Origin of the sequence: Acidiphilium sp. 34-64-41 (assembly GCF_002282635.1) — a bacterium.
Taxonomy (GTDB): domain Bacteria; phylum Pseudomonadota; class Alphaproteobacteria; order Acetobacterales; family Acetobacteraceae; genus Acidiphilium; species Acidiphilium rubrum.
This window is the reverse complement of the sequence record NZ_NCJX01000089.1, coordinates 1-22,811: the sequence shown is the minus strand read 5'-3', so window position 1 is coordinate 22,811 and position 22,811 is coordinate 1. Positions and strand designations below refer to the sequence as shown.

Annotated in this window: 21 protein-coding genes and 1 pseudogene; 13 read left to right on the top strand and 9 right to left on the bottom strand. The window is 66.5% G+C overall.

Annotated elements, in window-relative coordinates; genetic code table 11:
• Nucleotides 1-130: 130 nt before the first annotated feature.
• Nucleotides 131-379 carry a DUF1272 domain-containing protein gene (locus tag B7X49_RS15325; RefSeq protein ID WP_286704231.1) on the bottom strand — a complete coding sequence of 83 codons (249 nt, stop codon included), beginning with the start codon at nucleotides 377-379 and terminating at the stop codon, nucleotides 131-133.
• A gap of 353 nt (nucleotides 380-732) precedes the next feature.
• Nucleotides 733-1,559, bottom strand: a pseudogene (gene yghU / locus B7X49_RS15320) (glutathione-dependent disulfide-bond oxidoreductase).
• Between the two features lie 268 nt (nucleotides 1,560-1,827).
• On the opposite strand from yghU, the gene B7X49_RS15315 reads away from it, so the two are divergent.
• Nucleotides 1,828-4,221 (top strand): xanthine dehydrogenase family protein molybdopterin-binding subunit, encoded by a 2,394-nt coding sequence (locus tag B7X49_RS15315; RefSeq protein WP_286704233.1) that lies wholly within the window; start codon nucleotides 1,828-1,830, stop codon nucleotides 4,219-4,221.
• Nucleotides 4,222-4,547: 326 nt separating this feature from the next.
• Here the strand turns inward: B7X49_RS15315 and B7X49_RS15310 are convergent, their stop codons facing one another.
• Nucleotides 4,548-5,474, bottom strand: a complete 927-nt coding sequence (locus B7X49_RS15310) for a methyltransferase domain-containing protein (protein WP_286704234.1) — start codon at nucleotides 5,472-5,474, stop codon at nucleotides 4,548-4,550.
• 234 nt (nucleotides 5,475-5,708) lie between these two features.
• Here B7X49_RS15310 and B7X49_RS15305 point away from each other — a divergent pair, with 234 nt between their 5' ends.
• The gene (locus B7X49_RS15305; RefSeq protein ID WP_286704235.1) at nucleotides 5,709-7,235 is read left to right on the top strand and encodes an ATP-binding protein; all 1,527 of its coding nucleotides are present in this window, start codon (nucleotides 5,709-5,711) and stop codon (nucleotides 7,233-7,235) included.
• Between the two features lie 129 nt (nucleotides 7,236-7,364).
• Here the strand turns inward: B7X49_RS15305 and B7X49_RS15300 are convergent, their stop codons facing one another.
• Together B7X49_RS15300 and B7X49_RS15295 are read right to left on the bottom strand one after the other, a co-directional pair.
• Nucleotides 7,365-7,520 carry a hypothetical protein gene (locus B7X49_RS15300; protein ID WP_286840078.1) on the bottom strand — a complete coding sequence of 52 codons (156 nt, stop codon included), beginning with the start codon at nucleotides 7,518-7,520 and terminating at the stop codon, nucleotides 7,365-7,367.
• A gap of 21 nt (nucleotides 7,521-7,541) precedes the next feature.
• Nucleotides 7,542-7,922, bottom strand: coding sequence for a hypothetical protein (locus B7X49_RS15295; RefSeq protein ID WP_286840075.1), 381 nt, complete (start codon nucleotides 7,920-7,922; stop codon nucleotides 7,542-7,544).
• Between the two features lie 80 nt (nucleotides 7,923-8,002).
• On the opposite strand from B7X49_RS15295, the gene B7X49_RS15290 reads away from it, so the two are divergent.
• The 9 genes from B7X49_RS15290 to B7X49_RS15250 all read left to right on the top strand — a co-directional run bounded on the left by B7X49_RS15290 (nucleotide 8,003) and on the right by B7X49_RS15250 (nucleotide 15,910).
• Complete coding sequence (locus tag B7X49_RS15290) at nucleotides 8,003-8,854, top strand: hypothetical protein (protein ID WP_286840072.1); 852 nt, start codon at nucleotides 8,003-8,005, stop codon at nucleotides 8,852-8,854.
• 57 nt (nucleotides 8,855-8,911) lie between these two features.
• A complete protein-coding gene (locus B7X49_RS15285; RefSeq protein ID WP_286840070.1) occupies nucleotides 8,912-9,355 on the top strand; it encodes an ABC transporter ATP-binding protein in 444 nt (147 codons plus the stop codon).
• Nucleotides 9,355-9,699: a hypothetical protein gene (locus B7X49_RS15280; protein ID WP_286840068.1), complete on the top strand. Its 345-nt coding sequence runs from the start codon at nucleotides 9,355-9,357 to the stop codon at nucleotides 9,697-9,699. The genes B7X49_RS15285 and B7X49_RS15280 overlap by 1 nt, the downstream gene beginning before the upstream one ends.
• Nucleotides 9,696-10,586 carry an ABC transporter permease gene (locus tag B7X49_RS15275; protein WP_029312557.1) on the top strand — a complete coding sequence of 297 codons (891 nt, stop codon included), beginning with the start codon at nucleotides 9,696-9,698 and terminating at the stop codon, nucleotides 10,584-10,586. The genes B7X49_RS15280 and B7X49_RS15275 overlap by 4 nt, the downstream gene beginning before the upstream one ends.
• 29 nt (nucleotides 10,587-10,615) lie before the next feature.
• Complete coding sequence (locus B7X49_RS15270; RefSeq protein ID WP_286840065.1) at nucleotides 10,616-11,683, top strand: ABC transporter substrate-binding protein; 1,068 nt, start codon at nucleotides 10,616-10,618, stop codon at nucleotides 11,681-11,683.
• A gap of 119 nt (nucleotides 11,684-11,802) precedes the next feature.
• The gene (locus B7X49_RS15265; RefSeq protein ID WP_286840063.1) at nucleotides 11,803-13,128 is read left to right on the top strand and encodes an MFS transporter; all 1,326 of its coding nucleotides are present in this window, start codon (nucleotides 11,803-11,805) and stop codon (nucleotides 13,126-13,128) included.
• A gap of 34 nt (nucleotides 13,129-13,162) precedes the next feature.
• Entirely contained in the window at nucleotides 13,163-13,846 is a 684-nt protein-coding gene (locus B7X49_RS15260) for a response regulator transcription factor (RefSeq protein WP_265636227.1), read from the top strand.
• On the top strand, nucleotides 13,830-15,185 hold the full coding sequence (locus B7X49_RS15255) for a HAMP domain-containing sensor histidine kinase (RefSeq protein ID WP_286704240.1): 1,356 nt from the start codon (nucleotides 13,830-13,832) through the stop codon (nucleotides 15,183-15,185). The genes B7X49_RS15260 and B7X49_RS15255 overlap by 17 nt, the downstream gene beginning before the upstream one ends.
• Before the next feature lie 107 nt (nucleotides 15,186-15,292).
• Nucleotides 15,293-15,910: a hypothetical protein gene (locus tag B7X49_RS15250; RefSeq protein ID WP_286704241.1), complete on the top strand. Its 618-nt coding sequence runs from the start codon at nucleotides 15,293-15,295 to the stop codon at nucleotides 15,908-15,910.
• A gap of 52 nt (nucleotides 15,911-15,962) precedes the next feature.
• Here the strand turns inward: B7X49_RS15250 and B7X49_RS15245 are convergent, their stop codons facing one another.
• From B7X49_RS15245 to B7X49_RS15230, 4 genes are read right to left on the bottom strand one after another with little or no spacing between them, the layout of a single operon-like run.
• On the bottom strand, nucleotides 15,963-17,054 hold the full coding sequence (locus B7X49_RS15245; protein ID WP_286704242.1) for a substrate-binding domain-containing protein: 1,092 nt from the start codon (nucleotides 17,052-17,054) through the stop codon (nucleotides 15,963-15,965).
• A gap of 8 nt (nucleotides 17,055-17,062) precedes the next feature.
• Nucleotides 17,063-18,145, bottom strand: a complete 1,083-nt coding sequence (locus B7X49_RS15240; RefSeq protein ID WP_286704243.1) for an ABC transporter permease — start codon at nucleotides 18,143-18,145, stop codon at nucleotides 17,063-17,065.
• Complete coding sequence (locus tag B7X49_RS15235) at nucleotides 18,126-19,661, bottom strand: sugar ABC transporter ATP-binding protein (RefSeq protein WP_286704244.1); 1,536 nt, start codon at nucleotides 19,659-19,661, stop codon at nucleotides 18,126-18,128. Before B7X49_RS15235 ends, B7X49_RS15240 begins: the two co-directional genes overlap by 20 nt.
• A complete protein-coding gene (locus B7X49_RS15230) occupies nucleotides 19,658-20,425 on the bottom strand; it encodes a glucose 1-dehydrogenase (protein WP_286704245.1) in 768 nt (255 codons plus the stop codon). The genes B7X49_RS15235 and B7X49_RS15230 overlap by 4 nt, the downstream gene beginning before the upstream one ends.
• A 176-nt stretch (nucleotides 20,426-20,601) precedes the next feature.
• Between B7X49_RS15230 and B7X49_RS15225 the strand changes: the two genes are divergently transcribed.
• Nucleotides 20,602-21,621, top strand: coding sequence for an L-idonate 5-dehydrogenase (locus tag B7X49_RS15225; protein WP_286704246.1), 1,020 nt, complete (start codon nucleotides 20,602-20,604; stop codon nucleotides 21,619-21,621).
• A gap of 10 nt (nucleotides 21,622-21,631) precedes the next feature.
• A complete protein-coding gene (locus B7X49_RS15220) occupies nucleotides 21,632-22,744 on the top strand; it encodes a LacI family DNA-binding transcriptional regulator (RefSeq protein WP_286704247.1) in 1,113 nt (370 codons plus the stop codon).
• The last annotated feature ends 67 nt before the right edge of the window (nucleotides 22,745-22,811 follow it).

Below are 22,811 nucleotides of genomic sequence, written 5' to 3'. Positions count from 1 at the left end.
CCGCTAGATAAACCAAGGGGGGTGGGGGTGAGAAAGGGAAAAAGTTAGGCAGACGAAAAGAAGTACTTCTTTTTTGTAAAAAAGAAGCAAAAAACTTTTGGGAGTCTGGGTGTGGGGGGCGTGCCGCGCTTTATGCTGGTTCAGTGCAGCTTTGCGGGTTGAAGACGCGCTCGGTGGATGGCGGGTGACGCGTCAACATGGCTGCGGGCCTGATCGGGCGCGGGACGAAACCGCCGCCGCAGTTGGGGCAGCGGCCATGGAGACGATGCTCGACGCATGCGGCGCAGAAAGTGCACTCATAGCTGCAGATCCGGGCTTCGGCGGCGCTGGGGGGAAGATCGCGGTTGCAGCATTCGCAGTTGGGTCGAAGTTGCAGCATGGATGGGTCCAACGGTTGGGTTCGACCGCGATTATGTCCCAAGGGATTGGCGGGTAACAAGGGCGGGCGCCAGGGCGCGCGCCGCACCTATGCGTTCAATATCGGAGACCAATCCACGCGGCTTCTGGCGAGCGGGGGGGGGATTCCCAACCCTTCGGTTTTATAAGTCTCTGGACTGCGCCTTTCTGACCACACTGAGGCCGGGAAAACGACGCAGGCGGCGCTTTCGGCGCCTGCCTCCGCAAAACCGGCCGATGCCACCGGCACCGGCGCGCACGGATAATGACATCCGTTCGCAACCGGGCCGCATCGCCGCGTCAGTTCGTCAGTCTGTCAGTCTGTCAGTCGGTCCCTCAGTCCTGCGCCACCAGTCTGTCCTGGGTCCGTGTCTCGAAATCGCTGGCGTCGTGCCGCTCGTGCAGCTGCGTCTCCGGCTCGCCGAACACGCGGTTGACCATCCGCCCGCGTTGCACCGCCGGCCGTGCCGCGATGGCGTCCGCCCAGCGCTGCACATGCGCATAGCTGCCGACGTCGAGAAACGCCGCCGCGCCATACAGCCAGCCCTTCACCAGCCCGCCGTACCACGGGAACACCGCCATGTCGGCGATCGTGTAGTCATCACCAGCCAGATACGCGCTCTCGGCGAGCCGCCGGTCCAGCACGTCGAGCTGGCGCTTGGCCTCCATCGCGAAGCGGTCGATCGCGTAGCGGATCTTGCTCGGCGCATAGGCGTAGAAATGCCCGAACCCGCCGCCCAGATACGGCGCGCTGCCCATCTGCCAGAACAACCAGGACAGGCACTCCGTCCGCGTCTCGAGATCGGTGGGCAGGAAGTCTCCGAATTTTTCCGCGAGATACAGCAGGATCGCGCCGGATTCGAACACGCGCCGTGGTTTGTCGCCGCTGTGATCAATTGATCACCCTCGTTGATGCGGATCAGCCAGGCGTCGTACTCGGCACCCTGATGGCCCCGCGCCAGCAGCTCTTCCAGCATCACCGTCACCTTCACCCCGTTCGGCGTGGCGAGGGAATAGAGCTGCAACGGATGCTTCCCCACCGGCAACGGCTTTTCATGCGTCGCCCCGGCGATCGGGCGGTTGATGTTGGCGAACCGGCCGCCGTCTTGCGCGGGCTCCCAGGTCCACACGTCCGGCGGCACGTAATCGGTCTCGTTCGTCATGGTCACTCGATCTCCAGTTTCATTCGTCCGGGCGATGCCTGCCCCGCGTAAAGGACATGGCCACTGGCCCGTTTGGTGGTGCCGCATGCGCCAGAGGTGCTGCGCCGGGCGAAACCTTGCGCAGCGAACCTCCTGATCCGGCTTGTTTCAGAGTTTGGCGCAGAACGGTGGAAAATCAATTCCGTTCATCAGACTGCCTTGCCCGGCACGGCGATGCCGCCCCATTCTGCTGGCCAAGCGTCTCACTTTCGTCTGCCAGGAATTTTTGATGAACAGTTTTTCCCCGCTATCGCAGCCCGCCGCCAACGGCGCATCCGGCCGCTTCGCCATCGGCCAGCCGGTTTCCCGCACCGAAGACCCCGTTCTGCTCCGCGGCGAAGGACACTACGCCGACGATCTCCACCTGCAAGGCCACCTCCATGGCGTGATGGTCCGCAGCCGCGTCGCCCACGGCATCATCCGCTCGCTCGCCACCGACGCCGCCGCCGCCATGCCCGGTGTGCGCGCCATCATCACCGCAGCGGATCTCGAGGCCGCCGGCATCGGCCCGATGCCCGCCGCCGGCGGCCATAACCACGACGGCTCGGCGACGCCCCAGCCAAGCCAGCCGCCCCTGGCGACCGACCGCGTCCGCTACGTTGGCGACCCGATCGCCTTCGTCGTCGCCGAAACCGCGCAGGCTGCGAAAGACGCCGCCGAGGCGATCTTCGCCGACATCGAGCATCTCCCCGCCGTCACCGAACCGCGCGACGCCGCCGAACCGGGCGCGCCGCTGGTGCATGACGATGTTCCCGGCAACCTCGTCCAGACCTTTCATCATGGCGATGCCGAAGCCGTCGCCGCCGCCTTCGCCCGCGCCGCGCATGTCACGCGCCTGCCGCTGCGCAACACCCGCATCGTGGTCAGCGCGCTCGAACCGCGCGCCGCGACCGCCGAATTCGACGGCGAGACGGCCCGCTATACCCTGCATCTGGGCTGTCAGGGCGTCTTCGGCATGCGCCGCCTGCTCGCCGCGGTGCTCGATGTTCCGGTCGAGCGTGTCCGGGTCCTCACCGGCAATGTCGGCGGCTCGTTCGGCATGAAAGCCTCCTGCTATCCGGAATATGTCTGCCTGCTCCATGCCGCCCGCACCCTCGGCCTGCCGGTGAAATGGGCCGACGAGCGCTCGGAGAGCTTCCTCTCCGACAGCCACGGCCGCGATCATGACATGCTCGCCGAACTCGCACTCGATGCCGAGGGCAATTTCCTCGCCACCCGGCTGAGCGGCGTGGGTAATCTCGGCGCTTATCTTTCGAACGTGGTGTTGCTGCCCGCGACGGTGAACGCGGCGAAAAATTTCGTCGGCGTCTACCGCACGCCGCTGATGGAGGTTTCGACCCGCCTGGTGTTCACCCACACCACCCCGGTCGGCGCCTATCGCGGCGCCGGCCGCCCCGAGGGCAATTACTATATGGAACGCCTGGTCGATGCGGCCGCCCGCGAAACCGGGCATGATCCGCTGGATTTGCGCCGTCGCAACCTGATCGCCCCGGCGGCGATCCCGCATCGCGCCCCCTCCGGCCTCGTTTATGACAGCGGCGATTTCCCGGCGATTCTCGACGAGGCGCTCGCCGCCGCCGACTGGTCCGGCTTCCCCGCCCGCAAGGCCGCCAGCGCGGCGCGCGGGCGCATCCGTGGCCGCGGCATCGGCCATTACCTGGAAGTCACCGCCGATGCCTCCGCCGAGATGGGAGGCATCGGCTTCGATGCCGATGGCGGTGTTACCATCACCACCGGCACGCTCGATTACGGCCAGGGCCACGCCGCCGCGTTCGCGCAGGTCGTAAGCGCGCAGCTCGGCATTCCGTTCGATCGCATCCGCCTGCGCCAGGGGGATTCCGACGCGCTCATCGCCGGTGGGGGCACCGGCGGCTCACGCTCGATCATGCAGAGCGGCAACGCGCTGCTCGAAGCCGGCGCGCTTGTCATCGAAAAAGGCATCCGCGCCGCCGCCCATAGTCTTGAAGCGTCGCCCGACGACCTCGAATTCCGCGCCGGCCGCTTCACCGTCGCCGGCACCGATCTCGGCATCGATCTGATGGACCTCGCCGCACGCCTACGGGCTGACGCGGACCTGCCGGACGACATCCCCGCCAGCCTCGATGTCGCTCATGTCGCGAGCGGCGTGCCCTCCGCCTTTCCGAACGGCTGCCACATCGCGGAGGTCGAACTCGACCCCGAAACCGGCGTGATCGCGCTGGTCGCCTATCACACGGTCAATGATTTCGGCGTGCTGGTGAACCCGAAACTGGTCGAGGGGCAGGTGCATGGTGGTATCGTCCAGGGGATCGGCCAGGCGCTGCATGAGCGGGTGGTGTTCGATGCCGCCGGCCAGCTCGTCACCGGCTCCTTCATGGACTACGCGCTACCCCGTGCCGACAGCGTGCCCGCCTTCAGCTTCGCGAGCCATCCGGTCCCCGCCCGCACCAATCGGCTCGGCGTGAAGGGCTGCGGCGAGGCCGGTTGCGCCGGCAGCCTGCCCGCGGTGATGAACGCGGTGATCGATGCGCTCGCAGCCTTCGGCATTATTCATCTCGACATGCCGGCCACCCCCGAGCGCGTCTGGGCCGCGATCCGGTCACGCCAATCGAGGGGCATGTCGGGGATCGAACCGGCGGCGTAATGCTCGATTGGCCGGGTCACCGATGAAGCGTGCAGCGAGCCTGGCGGTAAGCGCTGAGGCGACAAGGAACCGCGCGAGCCATGGCAGTGTGCCAAAGCCGATGGGTGTCGCTGAATGTGATCATAGGCGACGATGTGTGATTTCATCGGCAATTTCTGCTCGAACTCCATGGTGGCAGGGCGCCATACGTGCGGTGATTGAGTGGCTGTATGCGAACCTCAGCGCTGGATGCGCGGCAGGTGGGCTTGTGCCTGTTGCGTCACATTGGCTGCGAACCCAGGTCAATCTGACCCTGATAACGCCGCTCCTGCGTCTGGACGATCGGGCTATGCCGCGCGAGCGGGACCGGCTGAACCGCCCCGATCGCCGTCGTCCTGGCGCGGGACCCGGCCGATCGCGATGAAATCCGAAGAGAAGCCGAAATCATCGTCATTCATCGAGCGCTCCAGCGCCGCGATCGCGGCGTCGAACGCTGCCGCCGTGATCAGCCCGGCGCCGATCAGCGGGTCGCGATAATTGAGGTAATACGCCTTGTGATGCGCCTCGAGCTCGTGGTTGCGTCCGTAATAGGTGCCGAGCCGAACCCGTGGCACCGACAGCACCTGCAATTCGGTCAATCCGGCGGATCGAAACAAATGATAGAGTCGCCGCCCGATCTGCCGGCCCGCCCCGATCGATGCCTGCCACAGCCGGATCGCTTCGTTCAACTGCTCCAGAACCGGCGCTTCCCCCGGGTAGGACAGCCACGCCCCGTCATCGACATCCATCACCGCGACCCGGCCGCCCGGCGCGGTTACCCTGATCATTTCAGCCAGCGCCGCCGCGGGCTGGTCGAGGTGCTGGAACAGGAACCGGCACACCGTCAAATCCTGGCTGGCGGACTCCACGGGCAGCCGATACGCCTCGCCCAGCCGGCTCTCGATCGTGCAACCGAGCCGCGCGGCCAGGTCCTGCAGCAGTGCGATGCTCTGCGCATCCCGATCGACCGCGATGATCCGTGCCTCCGGCCCGCACAGCCAGGCGATATCGAGGCAGAGCGCGCCGGTCCCGGCACCGACGTCCAGCACCCGGATGGTGCCGCGCGTGAGCCCGAAGGCGGGCAGCACCGCAATCCGGTGCATATGCGTGTGGATGGTCTGGCGGAGTAGCCAGTCCAATGCGCCGCTGTTGGGCGATATCGCCGATGTCGCCTCACGCAACCGGCCCATCCATTTCTGCGTCGCCGCGGCATCGAGCATCATATCAAAGTCCATTTTTTGTCTGGGCCACAAAGAAAACCGGCAGCGATCGATCGGTTTTTTCTCTGTGGATGGGCGGAAGGCTTCGAACCGCTGCAACGAAGGCGGTGATACCGCATCATTCCTAACATCCGCCTAACGCCACCCCATCCCTCCGCGTCTGGCGGTGCCGCCGCCGGCGGGGTAAAGACCCGGCGGGTGAGGCCCGGTCGATGAGCCCATCCATGCTGAAGGGCTACACATCAAGACATGACGACTGCAATCGATATGGGGTCCACTGCGGCCGGCGCGCCGGCGATGCTCGACCTCGAGGAACTGATGGCGACCAGGCTGCTGGTGCAGGGCAATTCCGGCTCCGGCAAATCCCATTTGCTGCGCCGCCTGCTCGAACAATCCGCCCCCTGGGTGCAGCAGACCATCATCGACCCCGAGGGCGATTTCGTGACCCTGGCGGAGCGGTTCGGCCATCTGGTGATCGATGCGGCGCTGCATACCGAACAGGACCTGCAACTCGCCGGCGAACGCGCGCGCATCCACCGCGTCTCCACCGTGCTCGACCTCGAACAGCTCGATGCCGAAACCCAGCTCCGCCGCGCCGCCGCCTTCCTCGGCGGCCTGTTCGAAGTCGGCCGCGACCATTGGTACCCCATGCTGGTCGTGGTCGATGAAGCGCAGCTGTTCGCCCCCGCCGTCGCCGGCGAGGTGTCTGATGAGGCGCGCAAGCTCGCCCTCGGTGCCATGACCAATCTGATGTGCCGGGGGCGCAAGCGCGGCCTTGCCGGCGTTATCGCGACCCAGCGCCTCGCCAAACTGGCCAAGAACGTCGCGGCCGAGGCGTCGAACTTCCTGATGGGCCGCACCTTCCTCGATATCGACATGGCCCGCGCGGCCGATCTGCTCGGCATGGAACGCCGCCAGGCCGAAGCGTTCCGCGATCTGCAACGCGGCCATTTCATGGCGCTGGGCCCCGCGCTCAGCCGCCGTCCGCTCGGCATCCGCATCGGCGGCACGGCAACCCAGCCGCGCAACGCGCCGCCATCGTTGCTGCCCCTGCCCGAAGCCGCACTCGATGATGCCCGCGCCGTCATCCTTGCCGCAACGCCGCCCGATGCCGTGCGCCTGCCGCGCCGCGCCCCCGCGACGCCGCCGCCTGATTTGCTGAGCCAGTTGATGGCCGCGACACCCCTGGTCGCCGAAAGCCGCAGCCCATCGCCCGAGCCGGACGCGAGCCCCGCCGAACGGGCCGAACGCGCGGCCCGGCTCGACCGGATTCTGGCCGCCATCCTGGCCGACCCCGAAGCCGGGTTCCGCGCGATCGGCGTGCTGTATCAGGATTTCCTGGTCCGCTGCCGGATCGCCGGTCTCGGCACCGTCGCCCCCGATCTGGTCACCTTCCGCCGCATGCTGACCCACGCCCGCGCCGGCATCAGCAGCGACATGGCCGAAGACGATATCTGGCGCGACATCGCAGCCCGCGCCGCCGTGCTGCCCGAGGATATCCAGGGTATTTTCATGATGATCGCCCGCACCGCCCGCGAGGGTCTGCCGTGCCCGGGTGATCAGGCGATCGCGCGCGCCTACGGCACCCGCTCGCTCGGCCGCGCCCGCCGCCTGCTCACCTATATGGAGGAACAGGGCTTGATCGTCTGCCAGGCCGATGGCGCCGGGCGCCGCATCGTCACGCTGGTCGAACTCGCCTGGGCCACCGCCCCCGGCGCGCCCGATGCGCCGGACACGCAGGACGCCCCGACCATGCAGGACGACCCTATCCGCTAGGCCGCCCGGGCCGGCTCCGCGCGGCCGGCCGCTGGACATTACAAATCCACACGATTTCATCCATGGATGCGGAATTACCGATCCGTCATCCACGCCCTCAACATGGCCCGGCCATCCGGATCGGGCTGTTCAAAAAAATGTTCTGGGAGGAACGGTGCCGATGAGAGTTTCCAAACACGCCCTATTTGTCTGCTCCGCCATTGCGCTGGCCGCCGCCATGCCGCATGCGGCAAAGGCCGACCAGATCAGCCAGTTGCAGGCCCAGATCAACGCGCTCTCGGCCAAGTTGGCCGCGATCCAGGCTAATCAGGCCCAGGTCGAGCGGAAGGAACAGCTCCGCGCGCTGGCCATGCGCGAACGCGCCGCCGCCATGGCTACCCGCCAGAAGCACGACGAAACCCTGATCGCCGCGCGCAATGCCGTGCTGGCCACAATGTCCCAGAAGGAATCACCCACCCGGGCGCAGCAGGAAGGCCTGCCGAACAACCAGTACGTCACCATGGGGGCGCTGCCGGGCTCGTTCGTGATTCCCGGGACCAACACCTCGATCCATATCGGCGGCTTCATCAACTTCCAGGCGGAATACAGCCCGACCCAGAATCTCGGACCGAAATTCTCGATCGGCAATCTGCTGCCGCCCAGCGCGGCAAGACGCGCGACCGCGGGTGATTTCCAGTTCCAGAGCAAGGTCTCGCGCCTGATCGTGCAGACCAGCCGGCGGCGACTACAATCAGGCGCTGCAGAACAACTCCTATTCAGCGCGCATCGTGTTCGCCTACGGCACCATCGGGCCGCTCACGCTCGGCATGCTCAACTCCAACTTCCTCGATGCGACCGACACGCCCGAGACCTTCGACAACGGCGGCCCGGCCGGTATTCCGGCCGAGCGCACCGAACAGATCCGCCTGACCTTCCCGTTCAACAAGGCATCGATCGTCTCGATCGCGGCGGAAAGCCCGCAAAGCGGCTATCAGGACACCCGCGACAATATCGAGGTCCCCTCGGTCACCGAGCCGATGCCCGATTTCAGCGCGCGGTATCAATACACCAGCAAGCTGCTGCACTTTCAGCTCGGCGCGGTGGTACGCGACGTCGCCTACACCGATGGCTACGGCGACCGGGTGAGCCATATCACCGGCGCCGGCCTGGTCGGCACCACCCTCAACCTCGGTGCGATCAACAAGGGCTTCGGGCAGGACAACATCGGCGCCCAGCTCTGGTCCGGCGCGATCGGCCGCTACATCCCCGATGATTTCGGCGGTAACGTCGCCTCGGTGCTGGCGGTCGACAATGGCGTGACCGGGACGCCGCTGACCATTGCTTCGAAAGTGCAGGACGACCAGGGATTCACCGCCTGGGTCCAGCATTTCTGGACCGCCAAGCTGCGTTCGACCGTCGCGATCGGGTACAATCATCTCAACCTCGCGGGTTTCCTGCCGGTCGATACCGCGAACGCGATCGCCACCAAGACCGCCCACATCAACCTGATTTACCGGCCGGTGCCCAGCGTCGATCTCGGGATCGAGGGCATGATCGGCCAGAAGCAGTTCCAGCGGGGCACCAACGTGCCGCCGAAAAATGCCGATCGGTTCGAATTCGGGGGGATCTGGCATTTCTGAGCCCGCCAACAAGAGCGCCGCTACCAACAGCCCTGCTAGCAAAAGTAGAGTATCGATATGAGTGTATCAACTGAAGACGGCATCGAACTGACCGGTGTGACGAAACGCTTCGTCACGCCGACCGGCTCGACCATGACGGCGATCCGCGATGTCAATCTGCGTGTCGGGGCGGGTCGGTTCTGCGCCGTGGTCGGACCCACCGGCTGCGGCAAATCCACCACCCTGACGCTGACCGCCGGGCTCGAACGCGCCAGCGCCGGCCAGGTGCGGGTGTTCGGTAAACCGGTCGACGGCATCACGCCCAACGCCGGCTTCGTGTTTCAGACCGATGCGCTGATGCCGTGGAAATCGGTGCTCGACAACGTGGCGCTCGGCCCGAAATTCCGCGGCATGGCCACGCGCGATGCGCTGGCCGAAGCGCGGCGCTGGCTCGGCGTGGTCGGCCTCGCCGGGTTCGAGGATCATTACCCCCACCAGTCAACAAACCGCGCCTGCTCCTGATGGACGAGCCGTTTTCAGCGCTCGACGTGCAAACCCGCGCCATCATGACCAATGAGCTGCTCCGCCTGTGGGAGCAGACCAGGCCATCGGTGTTGTTCGTCACCCACGACCTCGAGGAGGCGATTTCAATGGCCGATCTGGTCGTGGTGATGACCGCCGGACCCGCCACCGTGAAGGCGGTCTATGAAATCGATCTGCCGCGCCCGCGCGGTGCTGTACAGGATATCCGGTTCACCCCGCGCTTTCTCGAACTCTATCGCCAGATTTGGGAATCCCTGCGCGAGGAGGTCGAACGCACCTATGCCCTGTCGGCTGCGGCCACCGCGCGGAGGGTCGCATCATGAGTGACGCCCCGATCACCCCGCGCGGCGGCCCGGCACCGGCTTTCGAGGTCGAAGATCCGCTCGCCGTCGCGGCGCGCCGCCGGGTGCGCAACTATAAGCTCACGGTGCGGGCCGGCCAGATCGGCACCTTCATCGTGATCGTCGCCGGCTGGCAGCTGCTGACCCATTTCAAAATCCTCGACCCGTTCTTCGCCGGCTCGCCCTGGGGCATTCTGCTGCGCCTCGCGGACTGGGCGGTCCACGGCACCGCCTATGGCTCGCTCTGGCTACAGATCTGGGTGACCATGGAGGAAGCGTTGCTCGGTTTCGCCGTCGGCGTGATCAGCGGCGTCGTGATGGGGGTGCTGCTCGGCGAAATCCCGCTGCTCGCGGATATTCTCGGCCCCTACATCAAAATGGTGAACGCCCTGCCGCGCATCGTGCTCGGCTCGATCTTCGTGATCTGGCTCGGCCTCGGCCTGCCCTCGAAAGTCATGCTCGCGGCCGTGCTGGTGTTCTTTGTCGTGTTCTTCAACGCGTTCCAGGGTGTGCGCAGCGTCGATCGCAATCTGGTCGCCAATGCGCGCATCCTCGGGGCCTCGCGGTTGCAGGTGGTCTGGCATGTCGTGGTGCCCTCCGCGACCACGTGGATCATCGCTAGTCTGCATGTCGCGCTCGGTTTCTCGATCATCGGCGCGATCGTGGGTGAGTTCCTCGGCGCGCAGAAGGGGCTCGGCCTCGTGATCGCGACGGCACAGAACAATTTCGACACCAACGGCGTGTTCGGCGCGATGCTCATCATCGGCCTGATCGCGGTTTCGGCGGAAGGCCTCATGTCGATCGCCGAACGCCGGCTGCTCGCCTGGCGGCCACCCGCCGCCACCGAAACAAGCCAGGCCGGCTTGTAGTCCACCGGCCACGACCAGTCTCAACAATCATGGAGGATCATCCAATGTTCAAACATTCGTCAGCCAGCCTGCTGCGCGGCATCGCCGCCGCGGCGGTCGTCGCCACCGGCGTGCTCGCGTCACCCGCCGCCCATGCCGCGCCCAAGCTGCAAAAGGTCAGCATGATGGTCGGTGGCATCGACAAGCAGATCTACCTGCCCTACCAGCTCGCCCAGGACCTCGGCTTTTTCAAGAAATACGGCATCGACATGGTGCTGAGCACCGAGCAGGAAGGCGGCATCGGCGCTGAGACCGCCATGGTTTCCGGCCAGGTCGACATGGCCGGCGCCTGGTATGTCCATACCATCGATTTCCAGATGCACGGCAAGAACGTGATCGACATCGCTCAGCTCAGCGGCGCGCCGGGCGAGCGCATCATGTGCGGCAAGGGTACCCACATCAAGACCCCGGCGGATTGGAAGGGCAAATCGGTCGGCGTGACCGACCTTGGCTCCGGCACCGATGACCTGACGCTCTACCTCGCCACCCGCTATCATCTGACGACGCAGGAATACCACCGGATCGGCGTCGGCGCGGGCGAAACCCTGATCAGCGCGCTCGAACATCACCGCATCGTCTGCGGCATGACGACGCAGCCGACCGTCAACGCGATCGAGACCATGGGCATCGGCCATTCCACCATCGACCTCGCGACGAGTGCCGGCGTCAACAAATGGCTCGGCGGCTTCTGGCCCGCCGCTTCGGTGCTGGCGCGGGCATCGTGGGTCAAGAAACACCCGGTGCGGACCCAGCACGTGGTCGATGCGATGGTCGCGACGATGCACTGGATCGCGACCCACAGCGCGGCCGATATCGCGGACCATCTGCCGAAGGATTTCGTCAGCAGCCCGCTCTCGACCAAGGCCGCCTACATCAAGGCGTTGAACGAGGACAAAGGCCAGTTCCTGCCTGATGGCCGGATGCCCAAGGACGGCCCGCAAAAAGTGTTCGACGTCGAAAAACTGGCCGGCAAGATCATCAAGCCGGTCAACCTGACGATCACCTACTCCAACGTCTACGCCGACAAGGCCAACCAGCTCGAAGGCTTTACGAAGTAACCACGATCCGGCCGCCGGCATCGCCAGGTTCTGGACGATGCCGGTGCGCGGCTCCATAAGGGGCCAAAGGAAATGTCCGATGTCTGAGATCGCTGCCGCACGGAATCTGGACGCTTGTCGTGCTGATTTCGCTCGGCGGCATGTTCGAGTTCTATGACCTGTTCCTCACCGGCTACATCGCCCCCAGCCTGCTGCGCGCGGGCCTGTTCACCCCGCAAAGCCTTGGCTTCCTCGATGTGCTCGATGTCCTGTCGGTGCACGGCATCGGCTCGTTCGTGTTCTGCACCTTTGCCGGGCTCTGGGCTGGCGTGGTGCTGATCAGCCCGGTGATCGACCGGATCGGGCGGCGCACCGTGTTCACGTGGTCGCTGGTCTGGTACATGATCTGCACCGCCATCATGGCGTTTCAGCGGACCGGCGAAGGGCTGAACCTGTGGCGGTTCGCCGCCGGCCTCGGCTTCGGCACGCAACTCATCGCCATCGATACCTATATCGCCGAGATCATCCCCTATCGCGCGCGCGGCCGGGCGTTCGCGGTCAACCAGTTCGTCACGTTCTGCGTCGTGCCGGTGGTCGCCCTGCTGTCGTGGCTGCTGGTCCCGCTCCGCCCCGCCGGGCTCGATGGCTGGCGCTGGGTCATTCTGATCGGCTCGCTCGGCGGCGGGCTCATCTGGTTCATCCGCCGCCGCATTCCCGAAAGCCCGCGCTGGCTCGCCCTGCACGGGCGCGAGGCCGAGGCCGATGCCGTGGTCACCGCCATAGAGCGCCGCATCCTCGCCGAAACCGGTGCGGCGCGCCTGCCCGAACCCGCGCCCGCCACCCCCGAGCAATCCTGTGCCGGTGCGCTGCGCGAACTCGTCTCGCCGCGCTACGCCGAACGCACCTTGATGCTGTCGATCTTCAACATCGCCCAGGTGATCGGCTTTTATGGCTTCGCGGCCTGGGTCCCGACCCTGCTGATCGCGCGCGGCGTTACCTTCACCAACAGCCTCGAATATTCCTTCGTGATCGCCGCCGCCTCGCCGCTCGGCCCGCTGCTCGCGATGCTGTTCGCCGACCGGATCGAACGGCGTACCCAGATCGTGTGCGGCCTGCTCGGCATGGCGGTGTTCATGGCCGGTTTCTCGGCGGCCACCGCCCCGGCGCTGCTCATTGGCCTGGGTGTCCTGTTCACCATCTCGGCCAACATCATGTCCTGCGCTTATCATGCCTATCAGGCCGAGCTGTACCCCACACGGATCCGCGCCGGCGGTGTCGGCATCGTCTGGTCCTGGAGCCGGCTCGCCGCCGCCTTCGCCGGGCTCGCGGTCGGTTATTTCCTGTTCTACGGCGGCGTGCCGGCGCTTGCGGTGTTCATCGGCGTCGCGATGGCGATCGGCATCGTCATCGTCGCGGTGTTCGGCCCCAACACCGCCGGCCGGCCGCTGGAGGCGGTCAACCATTGAAACCGCGCACGCCCGGATTGCGGAGCGCCGGCTGATGCGCATCCTCGTGATCGAAGATGATCCGCACACGCTCGAATTCATCCGCAGCGAGCTCGCCGCCGGGGGCGACGAGGTGACGACCGCGCCGGACGGCCGCGCCGGCCTGCTGATGGCCGCGACCACCGATTTCGACGCCATGGTGGTCGATCGGATGCTGCCCCAGCTCGATGGGCTGGGCGTGGTGACCGCCCTGCGCTCGATGGCGATCGCCACCCCGGTCATCTTCCTGACGGCGCTCGGCCGGGTCGATGAACGCGTCGAGGGCTTGCGCGCCGGGGCCGATGATTACCTGGTCAAACCCTTCGCGATCGAGGAGCTGGTCGCCCGGATCGGCGCGATCGCCCGCCGCCACGCCTACAAGCGCCCCGCCACCACCCTCGCGGTTCACGACCTTACGCTGGACCGGCTGAGCCAGGTCGCAACCCGCGCCGGCCAGCGGATTGAGCTGAAACCGCGCGAATTCCGCCTGCTTGAATTCCTGATGCTCAACGCCGGCCGGGTGGTTACCCGCACCATGCTGCTCGAGGCGGTCTGGGATTTCCATTTCGACCCGCAGACCTCGCTGGTGGAGTCCCACGTCAGCCGCATCCGCGCCAAGGTCGATCGCGGCTTCGACTGCGAGCTGATCCACACCGTCTGGGGTGTCGGCTATCGGGTGGCGCATGAGAGCCCCGGCTGAGCGCGGCAGCGTATTCCGCATGGCCAGCTTTCGGCTGGCCGTGCTGGGCACCATGCTTTCGACCATCGGCGCCATCATCGTGTTCGCCATGATCTATGGCGCGACCGCCCGCGCCGCCCGCCAGGAATTCAGCCCGATCGTCGCGGGCGACCGCGCCGACCTGATCGCCGATGCCCTGTCATCGGGCAGTTCGCTGCGCTCGGAAATCGAGCTCGCGACGCTGCAGGAACGCCACACCTTCTATGCGCTGAGCGATGCGAAGGGCATCGAGCGGGCCGGCAACATCCCCATGCCGACCAACCCGCTGCTCTGGCGCCACCTGACGCGCTGGAACCTGCCCGGCATGCCGCCGCGTGTACGCGCGATCGATGGCATCGGCCAGCGCCTGTCCGACGGCGACATTCTGTTCATCGGCGAGGATGCCTCGGTGTTCGCGCGGCTGAACACCGAAATCGCCTGGCTGTTTGCCGGTGTGTTCGGCTTCATGATCTCGCTCGGCCTGCTGATGAGCCTGTTGATCGCGCTCTATAGCCTGCAACGGGTGCGCGCGATCAGCGAGGCGAGCCGCCAGATCGTCGCGGGCGACCTTTCGCACCGGATCAAGCTGTACGGCATCGACGACGAGCTGGATTTCCTGACCACCGACCTGAACCTGATGCTCGCCACGATCGACCGCCTGGTCGAAACCGCGCGCCAGGTTACCAGCGACATCGCGCATGATCTGCGGGCACCGCTCACCCGGCTGCGCGATCATCTGGTGCAGGCGCAGCGCCGCGCGGTGACCGATCCGGGCTACGCCCAGGCGTTACAGCAGGTCGAACAGATTATCGCGATTTTCGCTGCCCTGCTGCGGATTGCCGAGGTCGAGGCCGGGGCGGTGCAGGGGCATTTCGAGCCGATCGACCTGTCCGCCCTGTGCCGCGCGCTGGCGGAGTCCTACGAGCTGGTGGCCGAAGACCGTGACCAGCGCCTCACCCATGCGATCGCGGATGATCTGATCATCCAGGGCGATGCCGCGCTGATCACGCAGATGCTGGTCAATCTGATCGAGAACGCCATCCGCCATTGTCCGCCCGGCATCGCCATCACGCTGGCGGCGCACGCGCAGGACCGCGCCGTCACGATCGAACTGGCCGATCGCGGCCCCGGCATCCGCGATGCCGACCGCGAACGCGTGTTCCGCCGCTTCGTCCGGCTCGATGCGGCGCGCACCACCGCCGGCCACGGCCTGGGCCTTGCTTTGGTCAAGGCCGTGGTCGCCCTGCACGACGGCACGATCACGCTCGATGACCATGCCCCTGGCCTGATCGTGCGGATCAGCGTGCCGATCACTGCCTGACGCCGCACGCTGGCGCATCGATCGGGACCGGGCGTGCAATACAAAAATTAGAGTTTCCGATTCGAACGTGCCAAAATCCCGCCATCAGTTCAGCCAGGGAGATCACCATGCCATTACTGGATCAGACCGCCGGTTTTTCGCAGGTCAACGTCATGAAAGGGTCCGCCAACCAGGCGGCGACCGCGGGTGCGTGCCATAATTTCTCCCTCGAATGGCTCGCCGCGATGTATGCCGATGCCAGGCCCGCCAACGCCGCCGCACGCATGCGCGCCTTGGGCAAAAACAAGGGCGGCGCCGCCATGGTCACGCAAACGGTATTCAGCAACGAGTGGAGCCGCCAGAGCGCCGCAGCGGCGGACAAGGGCGTCGCGGCCTGGCGCGGCCTGCAGTTTGTCCGCGATATCATCCCCTACGCGGCCTATACCGAGGCGAGTTTCCTCGCCGGCCTCAACGGCACCGATGTCGCAGGCCTGATCTACAGCTTCTGGTTTACCGGCAGCGTTGCCGGTGCCGGTGGCGGTGCGCACACCATCGCCTTTTTCCGGAAAATGAAGACCGGGCGCGGCACCACCGGCAAGGCCGACAACCAGGTCTTTGCCTTCGACCCCAATTTCGGCGAATGCCTGATCGTCGAAGGCGGCCTGCCGGCCTGGGTCACCGACATGCTCAGCCAGTACGGCCCCTGCAACGCGCACTGGATGCGGGGGTTCAGAACGATCGCCTGAACCACCCCGAACACGTGACGGCGGTTGGCAACGGGCCAACCGGCCGTGCCATTCAGGCCGATTTGCCCCAAATTTTCAGAAACACCGCCTTGTAGCCGTTCGACGGGTTGAACACATTGATCTTGCCGCCGTCCTCATCGATGTTGTCCGGCGTGAACAGATGCACCGGATCGGGCTCGGTCGCCGGCGGCTGCCCGGCGAAGGCGCGGTTCAGCTCATCGACGCATTGCCACCCTTCCAGCTCCAGCGGCGCCGCCACCGTCGCGGTCTGGAATTGTTTCGAACGGATGCGCTGAAACGCCGATTCCGAACCATCGCCGGCCGACACGTTATACGGCGGGCCATCGCCCTTGCGACCGGATGCCGACAATCCAGGCGCCATATAATCATAATACAGATCATTGATCGCCAGCGAATAATTCCAGGTCTTGGCGAATTTCGACAGCAGCGCCGCCGTCACCTGCGGCATCCGCGTCGCGGTCGCGCCCAGCGGCACGTTCTTGATCGCGAGCACCTTGCACCCGGCGCATTGCTTGATGGTCTTGGCCATCTCGGCCGATTTCGCCATCGCGATCGCATACTCGCTGGTGGTGAAGATTACCACGTTCGCGTGCCCATCCGACTTTGCAATGGCGTACAGCGCTGCCGCCTTCGCGACGTCCAGCGAGTTCTGCGTGACATTATAGATCACGCCGGGCGAAGCGATCGGACCGGGACGCGGCGATGCATTCCAGCCCACCACCTTGATGCCCGCCTTGTCGGCCTGCTCGATGAACGGCGCGGATTGCACCGCATCCACCCCGCCCAGCACGATGCCCGCCGGCTTGAGCGCGATCGCCGAGGACAACGCGGCGTTCTGCCCCGCCGCCGTGCCCTTGCCGTCGATCAGCCGGAAGCGCCAGCCGATCGCCTTGGCCGCCGCCGCCACGCCCTTGGCCACACCGCGCGCGCCGCCGTTCGACTGATCGGTCGATACATAGACAATGAACTTGCCCGGCACCGCCTTCGGCCCGGTGGTCGGGCCGGTGTAGGGTATCGTCTTGCTGGTCGCCGCCGCGACGAACGCCTTGGCCGCCGCGACGGTGGTATCGGCCAGCGCCCGCCCTGACAATCCGGCCGATGCCGCCGCGATAGCGATGATCATTCCTGGTTTCATAAATCCCCCCCTGTTGCCGAGGCAGCCGGGGCCGGCACCAATGCCGGCCGCACCGCCTTCAGATGAACCGCACGGCGGCGCTGCGCGAAACCGGCCAGGCCGATCGAGAGCACCAGCGTGATGCCGTTGAACAAATCCGATACGAAAAACGCCCCGCCGAGCTGCTCGATCCCGGAAATCCCGACCGCCAGCAGCACTTCGGCGGCAACCGTGCCCCAGACATTGACCCGCCCCGGCTTGATCGTGGTCGAGCCAAGAAACGCGCCGACCAGGGCGGGCAGCAGATAACTCAAACCGAGGCTGGTCGTGCCGATCCGCAATTGCGCCGCCAGCACGACCGAGGCGAAGGCGGTCAACACGCCGGAGGCGATGAACACCCCGACCACATGGGTGCGTACCGCAATGCCGTTCAACTCCGCCGCGCGGCGGTTCGCGCCGATCGCGTACAGCACCCGGCCCAGCGGCATCCGCTCGGTCACCAGCCACAGCACGAAGGCAATCACCAGCACATAGACCACCGGCAAGGGGATCACCCCGAACAATCGCCCGTCGTTGATCGCGGTGAACCCGGCCGATAGCGTGCCGACCATCTGTTCGCCACCGGTATACCATTCCGCCAAAGCGAAAATGATCGTGCCGGTGCCCAAAGTGGCAATGAAACTGTCGATCTGCGCGATCTCGACCAGCAGCCCGTTCATCAACCCGAACAGCCCGCCCAGCACCAGCACGGCGAGCACCGCGAGCGGCCAGGGCCAGTGATATTGCACCTGCAGGCTGATCGCGATGATCGACCACAGCACGATGCCGTACCCCACCGTCAGATCAATCCGCCCCGCGATCATCGGCAGCAGGGCGGCGAGCGCCAGCAATGCCACGACCGATTTCACCACGAACACCGCGCGCATGTTGTCCGCGGTCGGAAACGTATCCGGCAGCAGGATCGAGAACAGCGCGATCAGGAACAGCGTGATGATTGGCAGCCCGTAGGTGGTGAGCCCGCGGCGCACCAGCTCGCCGCGCCCCATGCTCTCGCGCTCGGCCCCGCTCGGCTCCAGCGCGTCAGATTTGAGCGATTCCATGCGCACTCCCTTCATGTCGTCGCGAAAACACCCCGGCCGATGCCGCCGCGATCAACCGGTCGATGGTGAGCGCGTCGCCCGCCAGTTCGGCGACCACCGCGCCCCGGTCGAACACCAGCGCGCGGTCGCAGATCTGCGCGATTTCCTCGAAATCCGACGACACCACCAAAATCGTCGCCCCCGCCGCCGCCGCCTCGGCGAACAGCCGGTAAATCTCGGCCCGCGCGCCGACATCGACGCCCGAAGTCGGGTCCTCCACCACCAGCAGCTTTGCCCCCTGGTCGAGCCAGCGCCCCACCACAACTTTTTGCTGATTGCCGCCCGATAATTGCTCGAGCAGGAGCCAAGGCTGGTTCGGCCGCAGCCCGACCCGGCGCCCAAGCGCGTGTGCGCGCCGATGCACGCGGCGCGGTGTGATGTATTCCAGCGCGCCCATGCCATGCGCATACGGGTTCAGAAACGCATTCTCCGCGATGCTCAGCCGCGCCGCGGTCGATTCCCCGGTCCGGTCGCCGGCGACGAACCCGATCCCCCGCGCCATCGCATGGCGCGGATCGCGCGGCGCATAGGCCGCGCCATCGAGCGTGATCGCGCCCTCATGCACCACCGCCCGGCCGAACAGCGCGCGCCCCAGCCGTTCCTGCCCGGCGCCGACCAGCCCAGCCAGGCCCACGATCTCGCCCGCCCGGAACGCCGCATCGAGCGGCGCCGCCGTCTCGATCACGACCGACCGGCACGCGAGCCGCACCGCGGTGCCGGCTGCGCAATCGGTGCGCCGGTGCCGCGCGAACCCCTGCCCGACGATCATTGAAATCAGCCGGTCCGCCGTCAGCCCCGCCACCGGCCCGGCGCCGGCCAGCCGGCCGTCGCGCAGCACCACCACCCGGTCCGCCAGTTCGAACACCTCGTCCAGCCGGTGCGACACGTACACAATGCCCACCCCGCGCGCCCGCAACTGCCGCAGCGCATCGAACAGCCGCGCCACTTCCGAGGCCGGCAGGCTCGCGGTCGGTTCATCGAGCACGAGCACCTCGCCGTTCGCCGCCAGCGCGCGGGCAATCGCCACCAGTGCGCGCTCCGCCCGGCCAAGATCGCGGATGCGCGTGTCGGGATGCCGATCGAGCCCGAGTGCGGCCAGCGCCGCCACCGTGCGCGCGCGGTTCGCCGCCCGGTCGATCAGCCCGAACCGTCGCAAAAACCCCAGCGTCAGCCCGAAATTCTCGCTGATCGTCATCCAGTCGAACAGGCCCAGATCCTGGTGAATGAAGCGGATCGGCAGCAACCCCGGCGACCCCGTGATCTCCCGCCCCTGAAACCCGATACTGCCCTCATCCATCCGGTGAATCCCGGCCAGAATCTTGATCAGGGTCGATTTGCCGGCACCGTTCTCGCCCAGCAACGCCACGATCTCGCCATGCCCGACGGTGAAATCCACCCGGTCCAGCGCCCGCGTGCCGCCGAACGATTTGCCGATGCCGCGCATCTCCAGCAGCGGCGGCACCTGGGCAGCGCTCATACCACGCTCGTCAGCCCGCCATCGACGAAGATGGTCTGGCCATTGACGAAATCGGCGGCGGCGGAGGCCAGAAACACCGCGGTGCCGCCCAGCTCCGCCACCTCGCCCCACCGCCCGGCCGGCGTGCGCGCCACCAGCCAGGCGGTGAACGCGGGATCGGCCACCAAGGCCGACGTCAGCTCGGTGCGGAAATACCCCGGCGCGATCGCGTTGACCTGGATGTTATGCCGCGCCCACTCCGCGCACAGCCCGCGGGTCAATTGCCGCACCGCCCCTTTCGACATCGCATAGGGCGTGATCGAGGCGCGGCCCAGCTCGCTTTGCACCGACGCGATATTGATGATCTTGCCGCGCCGCCGCGCGATCATCCGCCGCCCGACCGCCTGGGCGACAAAAAACGCGCCCTTCACATTGATCGCCATCAGCCGGTCGAAATCCGCCTCGGCGAAATCCTCCGCCGCCATCCGGTGCTGCATCCCGGCGTTGTTGATCAGGATGTCGATGGCACCATCCGCCTCGATCGCCGCGACACCGCGCTCCACGCTCGCGGGGTCCATCACGTCGAACGCCTGGCTCGCCACATCGTGCCCCGCCGCGCGCAAGCCGGCCGCCGCCTGTTCGAGTGCGGCGCCATCGCGCGCATTCAGCACCACGGCGGCACCCGCCTGAGCGAGCCCGGCCGCAATCGCCAGCCCGATGCCGCGGCTGCCACCGGTGATCAAGGCACGTTTCCCGCTGAGGTCAAACGCTTGGTTCGTCATCATCCTGCCCTGCGCCCGGTCCTGACCATTCGGCCGGCGGGCGCTATTCTTATGGTTTCGTATCAAACGCGTCAGCCGTACCATAACCCGCGTTGCCGTCGCGACAATTCCGGAGCATGTTACCGCTAACACAACCCTCGTAACACAAAGCCGCCCGGCGTCTCAAGGAGGAATTTTCCATGCCCGCAATCGTGATCCATCGCGCCGGCGATCTCCGCGTCGAGCCGCGCACCGCTCCGCCGCCCGGCGCCGGTCAGGCGCGCGTCCGGATCGATCGTGGCGGCATCTGCGGGTCTGATCTGCACTATGTCCGCCACGGCGGCTTCGGCCCGGTCCGGCTCGCCGAACCCATGGTGCTCGGCCATGAAGTCGTCGGCACCATTGCTGGCCTCGGCTCCGGCGTCACGGACCTCGCGGTGGGCGATGCGGTGGCGATCAACCCCGCGCTGCCCTGCGGCATCTGCCGCTTCTGCACTGATGGTATGAGCAACCACTGCCTCGATATGCGCTTCCTTGGCAGCGCGATGCGCCGCCCGCATGTCCAGGGCGCGTTCAGCACCGATGTCACGGTCGAGGCCAGACAGCTCGTCAAACTGCCGCACGGGCTCGATCCATCGATCGCCGTCTTCGCCGAACCGCTCGCCGTCGCCCTGCACGCGCTCACCCGCGCCGCACTCCGCCCGGGCGATCGCGTCGTCATCACCGGCATGGGCCCGATCGGCATGCTCATCCTGCTCGCCGCCCGCCATGCCGGTGCCGGTGAAATCATCGCGTCCGACATCGCCGCCGAGCCCCTCGCCCTCGCCCGCACCCTCGGTGCGGACCAAGCCATCACCCCCGAGGCGCTCGATCGATTCACCGCCGATCGCGGCCATTTCGACATCGGCTTCGAAGCCTCCGGCGCCCCGAGCGCGCTGCCGGCCCTGATGTCGGTGGTCCGCCCGCGCGGCCGCATCGTCCAGGTCGGCCTCGGCGGCGATCTGCCGGTCGCCTCGATGGTTCTGGTCACCAAGGAGATCGACCTGCTCGGCACCTTCCGCTTCACCGATGAATTCACCCACGCCGTCACGCTGCTCGGCACCGGCGCGATCGATGTCGCCCCCATGCTCAGCGCCACCTTCCCGGTCGATCAGGCGGCCGACGCCTTCGCCCTCGCCGCCGATAAAACCCGCGCCATGAAAGTCCAGATCACTTTCTGAAACCGCCGCCATGACCAAACCGCCAACACCCACCCCAACGCGCAGCGCGCCGACTATGAACGACGTCGCCCGCGCCACGAACGTCTCGAAAATGACCGTCTCGCGCGCCCTGCGCGGCGACCGTATCGCGCCCGAAACCAAGGCGCGCATCCTCGCCGAAATCGACCGGCTGCACTACGTCCCCCACGCCGCCGCCGGCGCGCTCGCCAGCCGCCGCTCCGGCTTCGTCGCCGTCATCGTGCCCTCGATCGACAACGCCAATTTCGCCGAAACCGTGCGCGGTCTCGAAGCCGAACTGCGCGCAGCCGGGCTCGACCTGCTGCTCGGCACCACCGAATACCGCATCGGCCGCGAGGACGAATTGCTGCAAACCATGATGCGCCATCGCCCCGAAGGCATCGTGCTGACCGGCGGCGTCCACACCAGCCGCGTCGCCGATCGCCTGGCCCGCTCCGGCATTCCCGTGGTCGAAACCTGGGACCTGCCGGCCACCCCGATCGGCCATGTCGTCGGCTTCTCCAACCGCGCCGCCGGCGCCATGATGACCGAACACCTCGCCGCCATCGGCCGCCGGCGCATCGCCTTCCTCGGCGGCGCCTCGCCGCGCGACCCCCGCGGCGAAGCCCGCAAACACGGCTACCTCGAAGCCCTCGTCCGCCTCGGGCTCGGCCCACCCCGCACGCTGCGCTACGGCCTGCCGCCACTCTCGATGCACCACGGCGCCGCCGGCCTCGCCCGCACCATCGCCCGCTGGCCCGATATCGACGGCCTGGTCTGCGCCAGCGACCCGATCGCCTTCGGCGCGATCAGCGAATGCCAGCGCCGCGGCATCGCCGTGCCGCAAACCATCGCGATCGGCGGCTTCGGCGATTTCGAAATCGCCCGCTGCAGCCACCCCGCTATCACCACCATCGCCGTCGAAGCCGCCCAGATCGGCCAACGCGCCGGTGCTATCCTGCGCACCGCGATCGAGGCGCTGCGGCGCGGTGAGGCGTGCCCGGCTGCGATCGATGAGACGAGTATGAGTCTTGAGGTGCGGGGGAGTACGGTGGGGGAAAGGGAAGGGAAGGACTTCTTTTTTGGAAAAAAGAACACTGCCGTCCGGCTTAGCCGGGATTGTTAGCATATAACAGTTTGATTTTATTTAGTTTTCCGGCATTTTGTGGGTGGTGTCGATTTGAATTTTGATC

Excerpts from the sequence above, each read along its gene's own strand:
- B7X49_RS15255 (WP_286704240.1), top strand. The coding sequence starts at position 13,830 with ATGAGAGCCCCGGCTGAGCGCGGCAGCGTATTCCGCATGGCCAGCTTT.
- B7X49_RS15310 (WP_286704234.1), bottom strand. The coding sequence starts at position 5,474 with ATGGACTTTGATATGATGCTCGATGCCGCGGCGACGCAGAAATGGATG.
- B7X49_RS15325 (WP_286704231.1), bottom strand. The coding sequence starts at position 379 with ATGCTGCAACTTCGACCCAACTGCGAATGCTGCAACCGCGATCTTCCC.
- B7X49_RS15305 (WP_286704235.1), top strand. The coding sequence starts at position 5,709 with ATGACGACTGCAATCGATATGGGGTCCACTGCGGCCGGCGCGCCGGCG.
- B7X49_RS15230 (WP_286704245.1), bottom strand. The coding sequence starts at position 20,425 with ATGATGACGAACCAAGCGTTTGACCTCAGCGGGAAACGTGCCTTGATC.
- B7X49_RS15250 (WP_286704241.1), top strand. The coding sequence starts at position 15,293 with ATGCCATTACTGGATCAGACCGCCGGTTTTTCGCAGGTCAACGTCATG.
- B7X49_RS15275 (WP_029312557.1), top strand. The coding sequence starts at position 9,696 with ATGAGTGACGCCCCGATCACCCCGCGCGGCGGCCCGGCACCGGCTTTC.
- B7X49_RS15220 (WP_286704247.1), top strand. The coding sequence starts at position 21,632 with ATGACCAAACCGCCAACACCCACCCCAACGCGCAGCGCGCCGACTATG.
- B7X49_RS15240 (WP_286704243.1), bottom strand. The coding sequence starts at position 18,145 with ATGGAATCGCTCAAATCTGACGCGCTGGAGCCGAGCGGGGCCGAGCGC.
- B7X49_RS15280 (WP_286840068.1), top strand. The coding sequence starts at position 9,355 with ATGGACGAGCCGTTTTCAGCGCTCGACGTGCAAACCCGCGCCATCATG.
- B7X49_RS15285 (WP_286840070.1), top strand. The coding sequence starts at position 8,912 with ATGAGTGTATCAACTGAAGACGGCATCGAACTGACCGGTGTGACGAAA.
- B7X49_RS15315 (WP_286704233.1), top strand. The coding sequence starts at position 1,828 with ATGAACAGTTTTTCCCCGCTATCGCAGCCCGCCGCCAACGGCGCATCC.
- B7X49_RS15260 (WP_265636227.1), top strand. The coding sequence starts at position 13,163 with ATGCGCATCCTCGTGATCGAAGATGATCCGCACACGCTCGAATTCATC.
- B7X49_RS15270 (WP_286840065.1), top strand. The coding sequence starts at position 10,616 with ATGGAGGATCATCCAATGTTCAAACATTCGTCAGCCAGCCTGCTGCGC.
- B7X49_RS15235 (WP_286704244.1), bottom strand. The coding sequence starts at position 19,661 with ATGAGCGCTGCCCAGGTGCCGCCGCTGCTGGAGATGCGCGGCATCGGC.
- B7X49_RS15225 (WP_286704246.1), top strand. The coding sequence starts at position 20,602 with ATGCCCGCAATCGTGATCCATCGCGCCGGCGATCTCCGCGTCGAGCCG.
- B7X49_RS15245 (WP_286704242.1), bottom strand. The coding sequence starts at position 17,054 with ATGATCATCGCTATCGCGGCGGCATCGGCCGGATTGTCAGGGCGGGCG.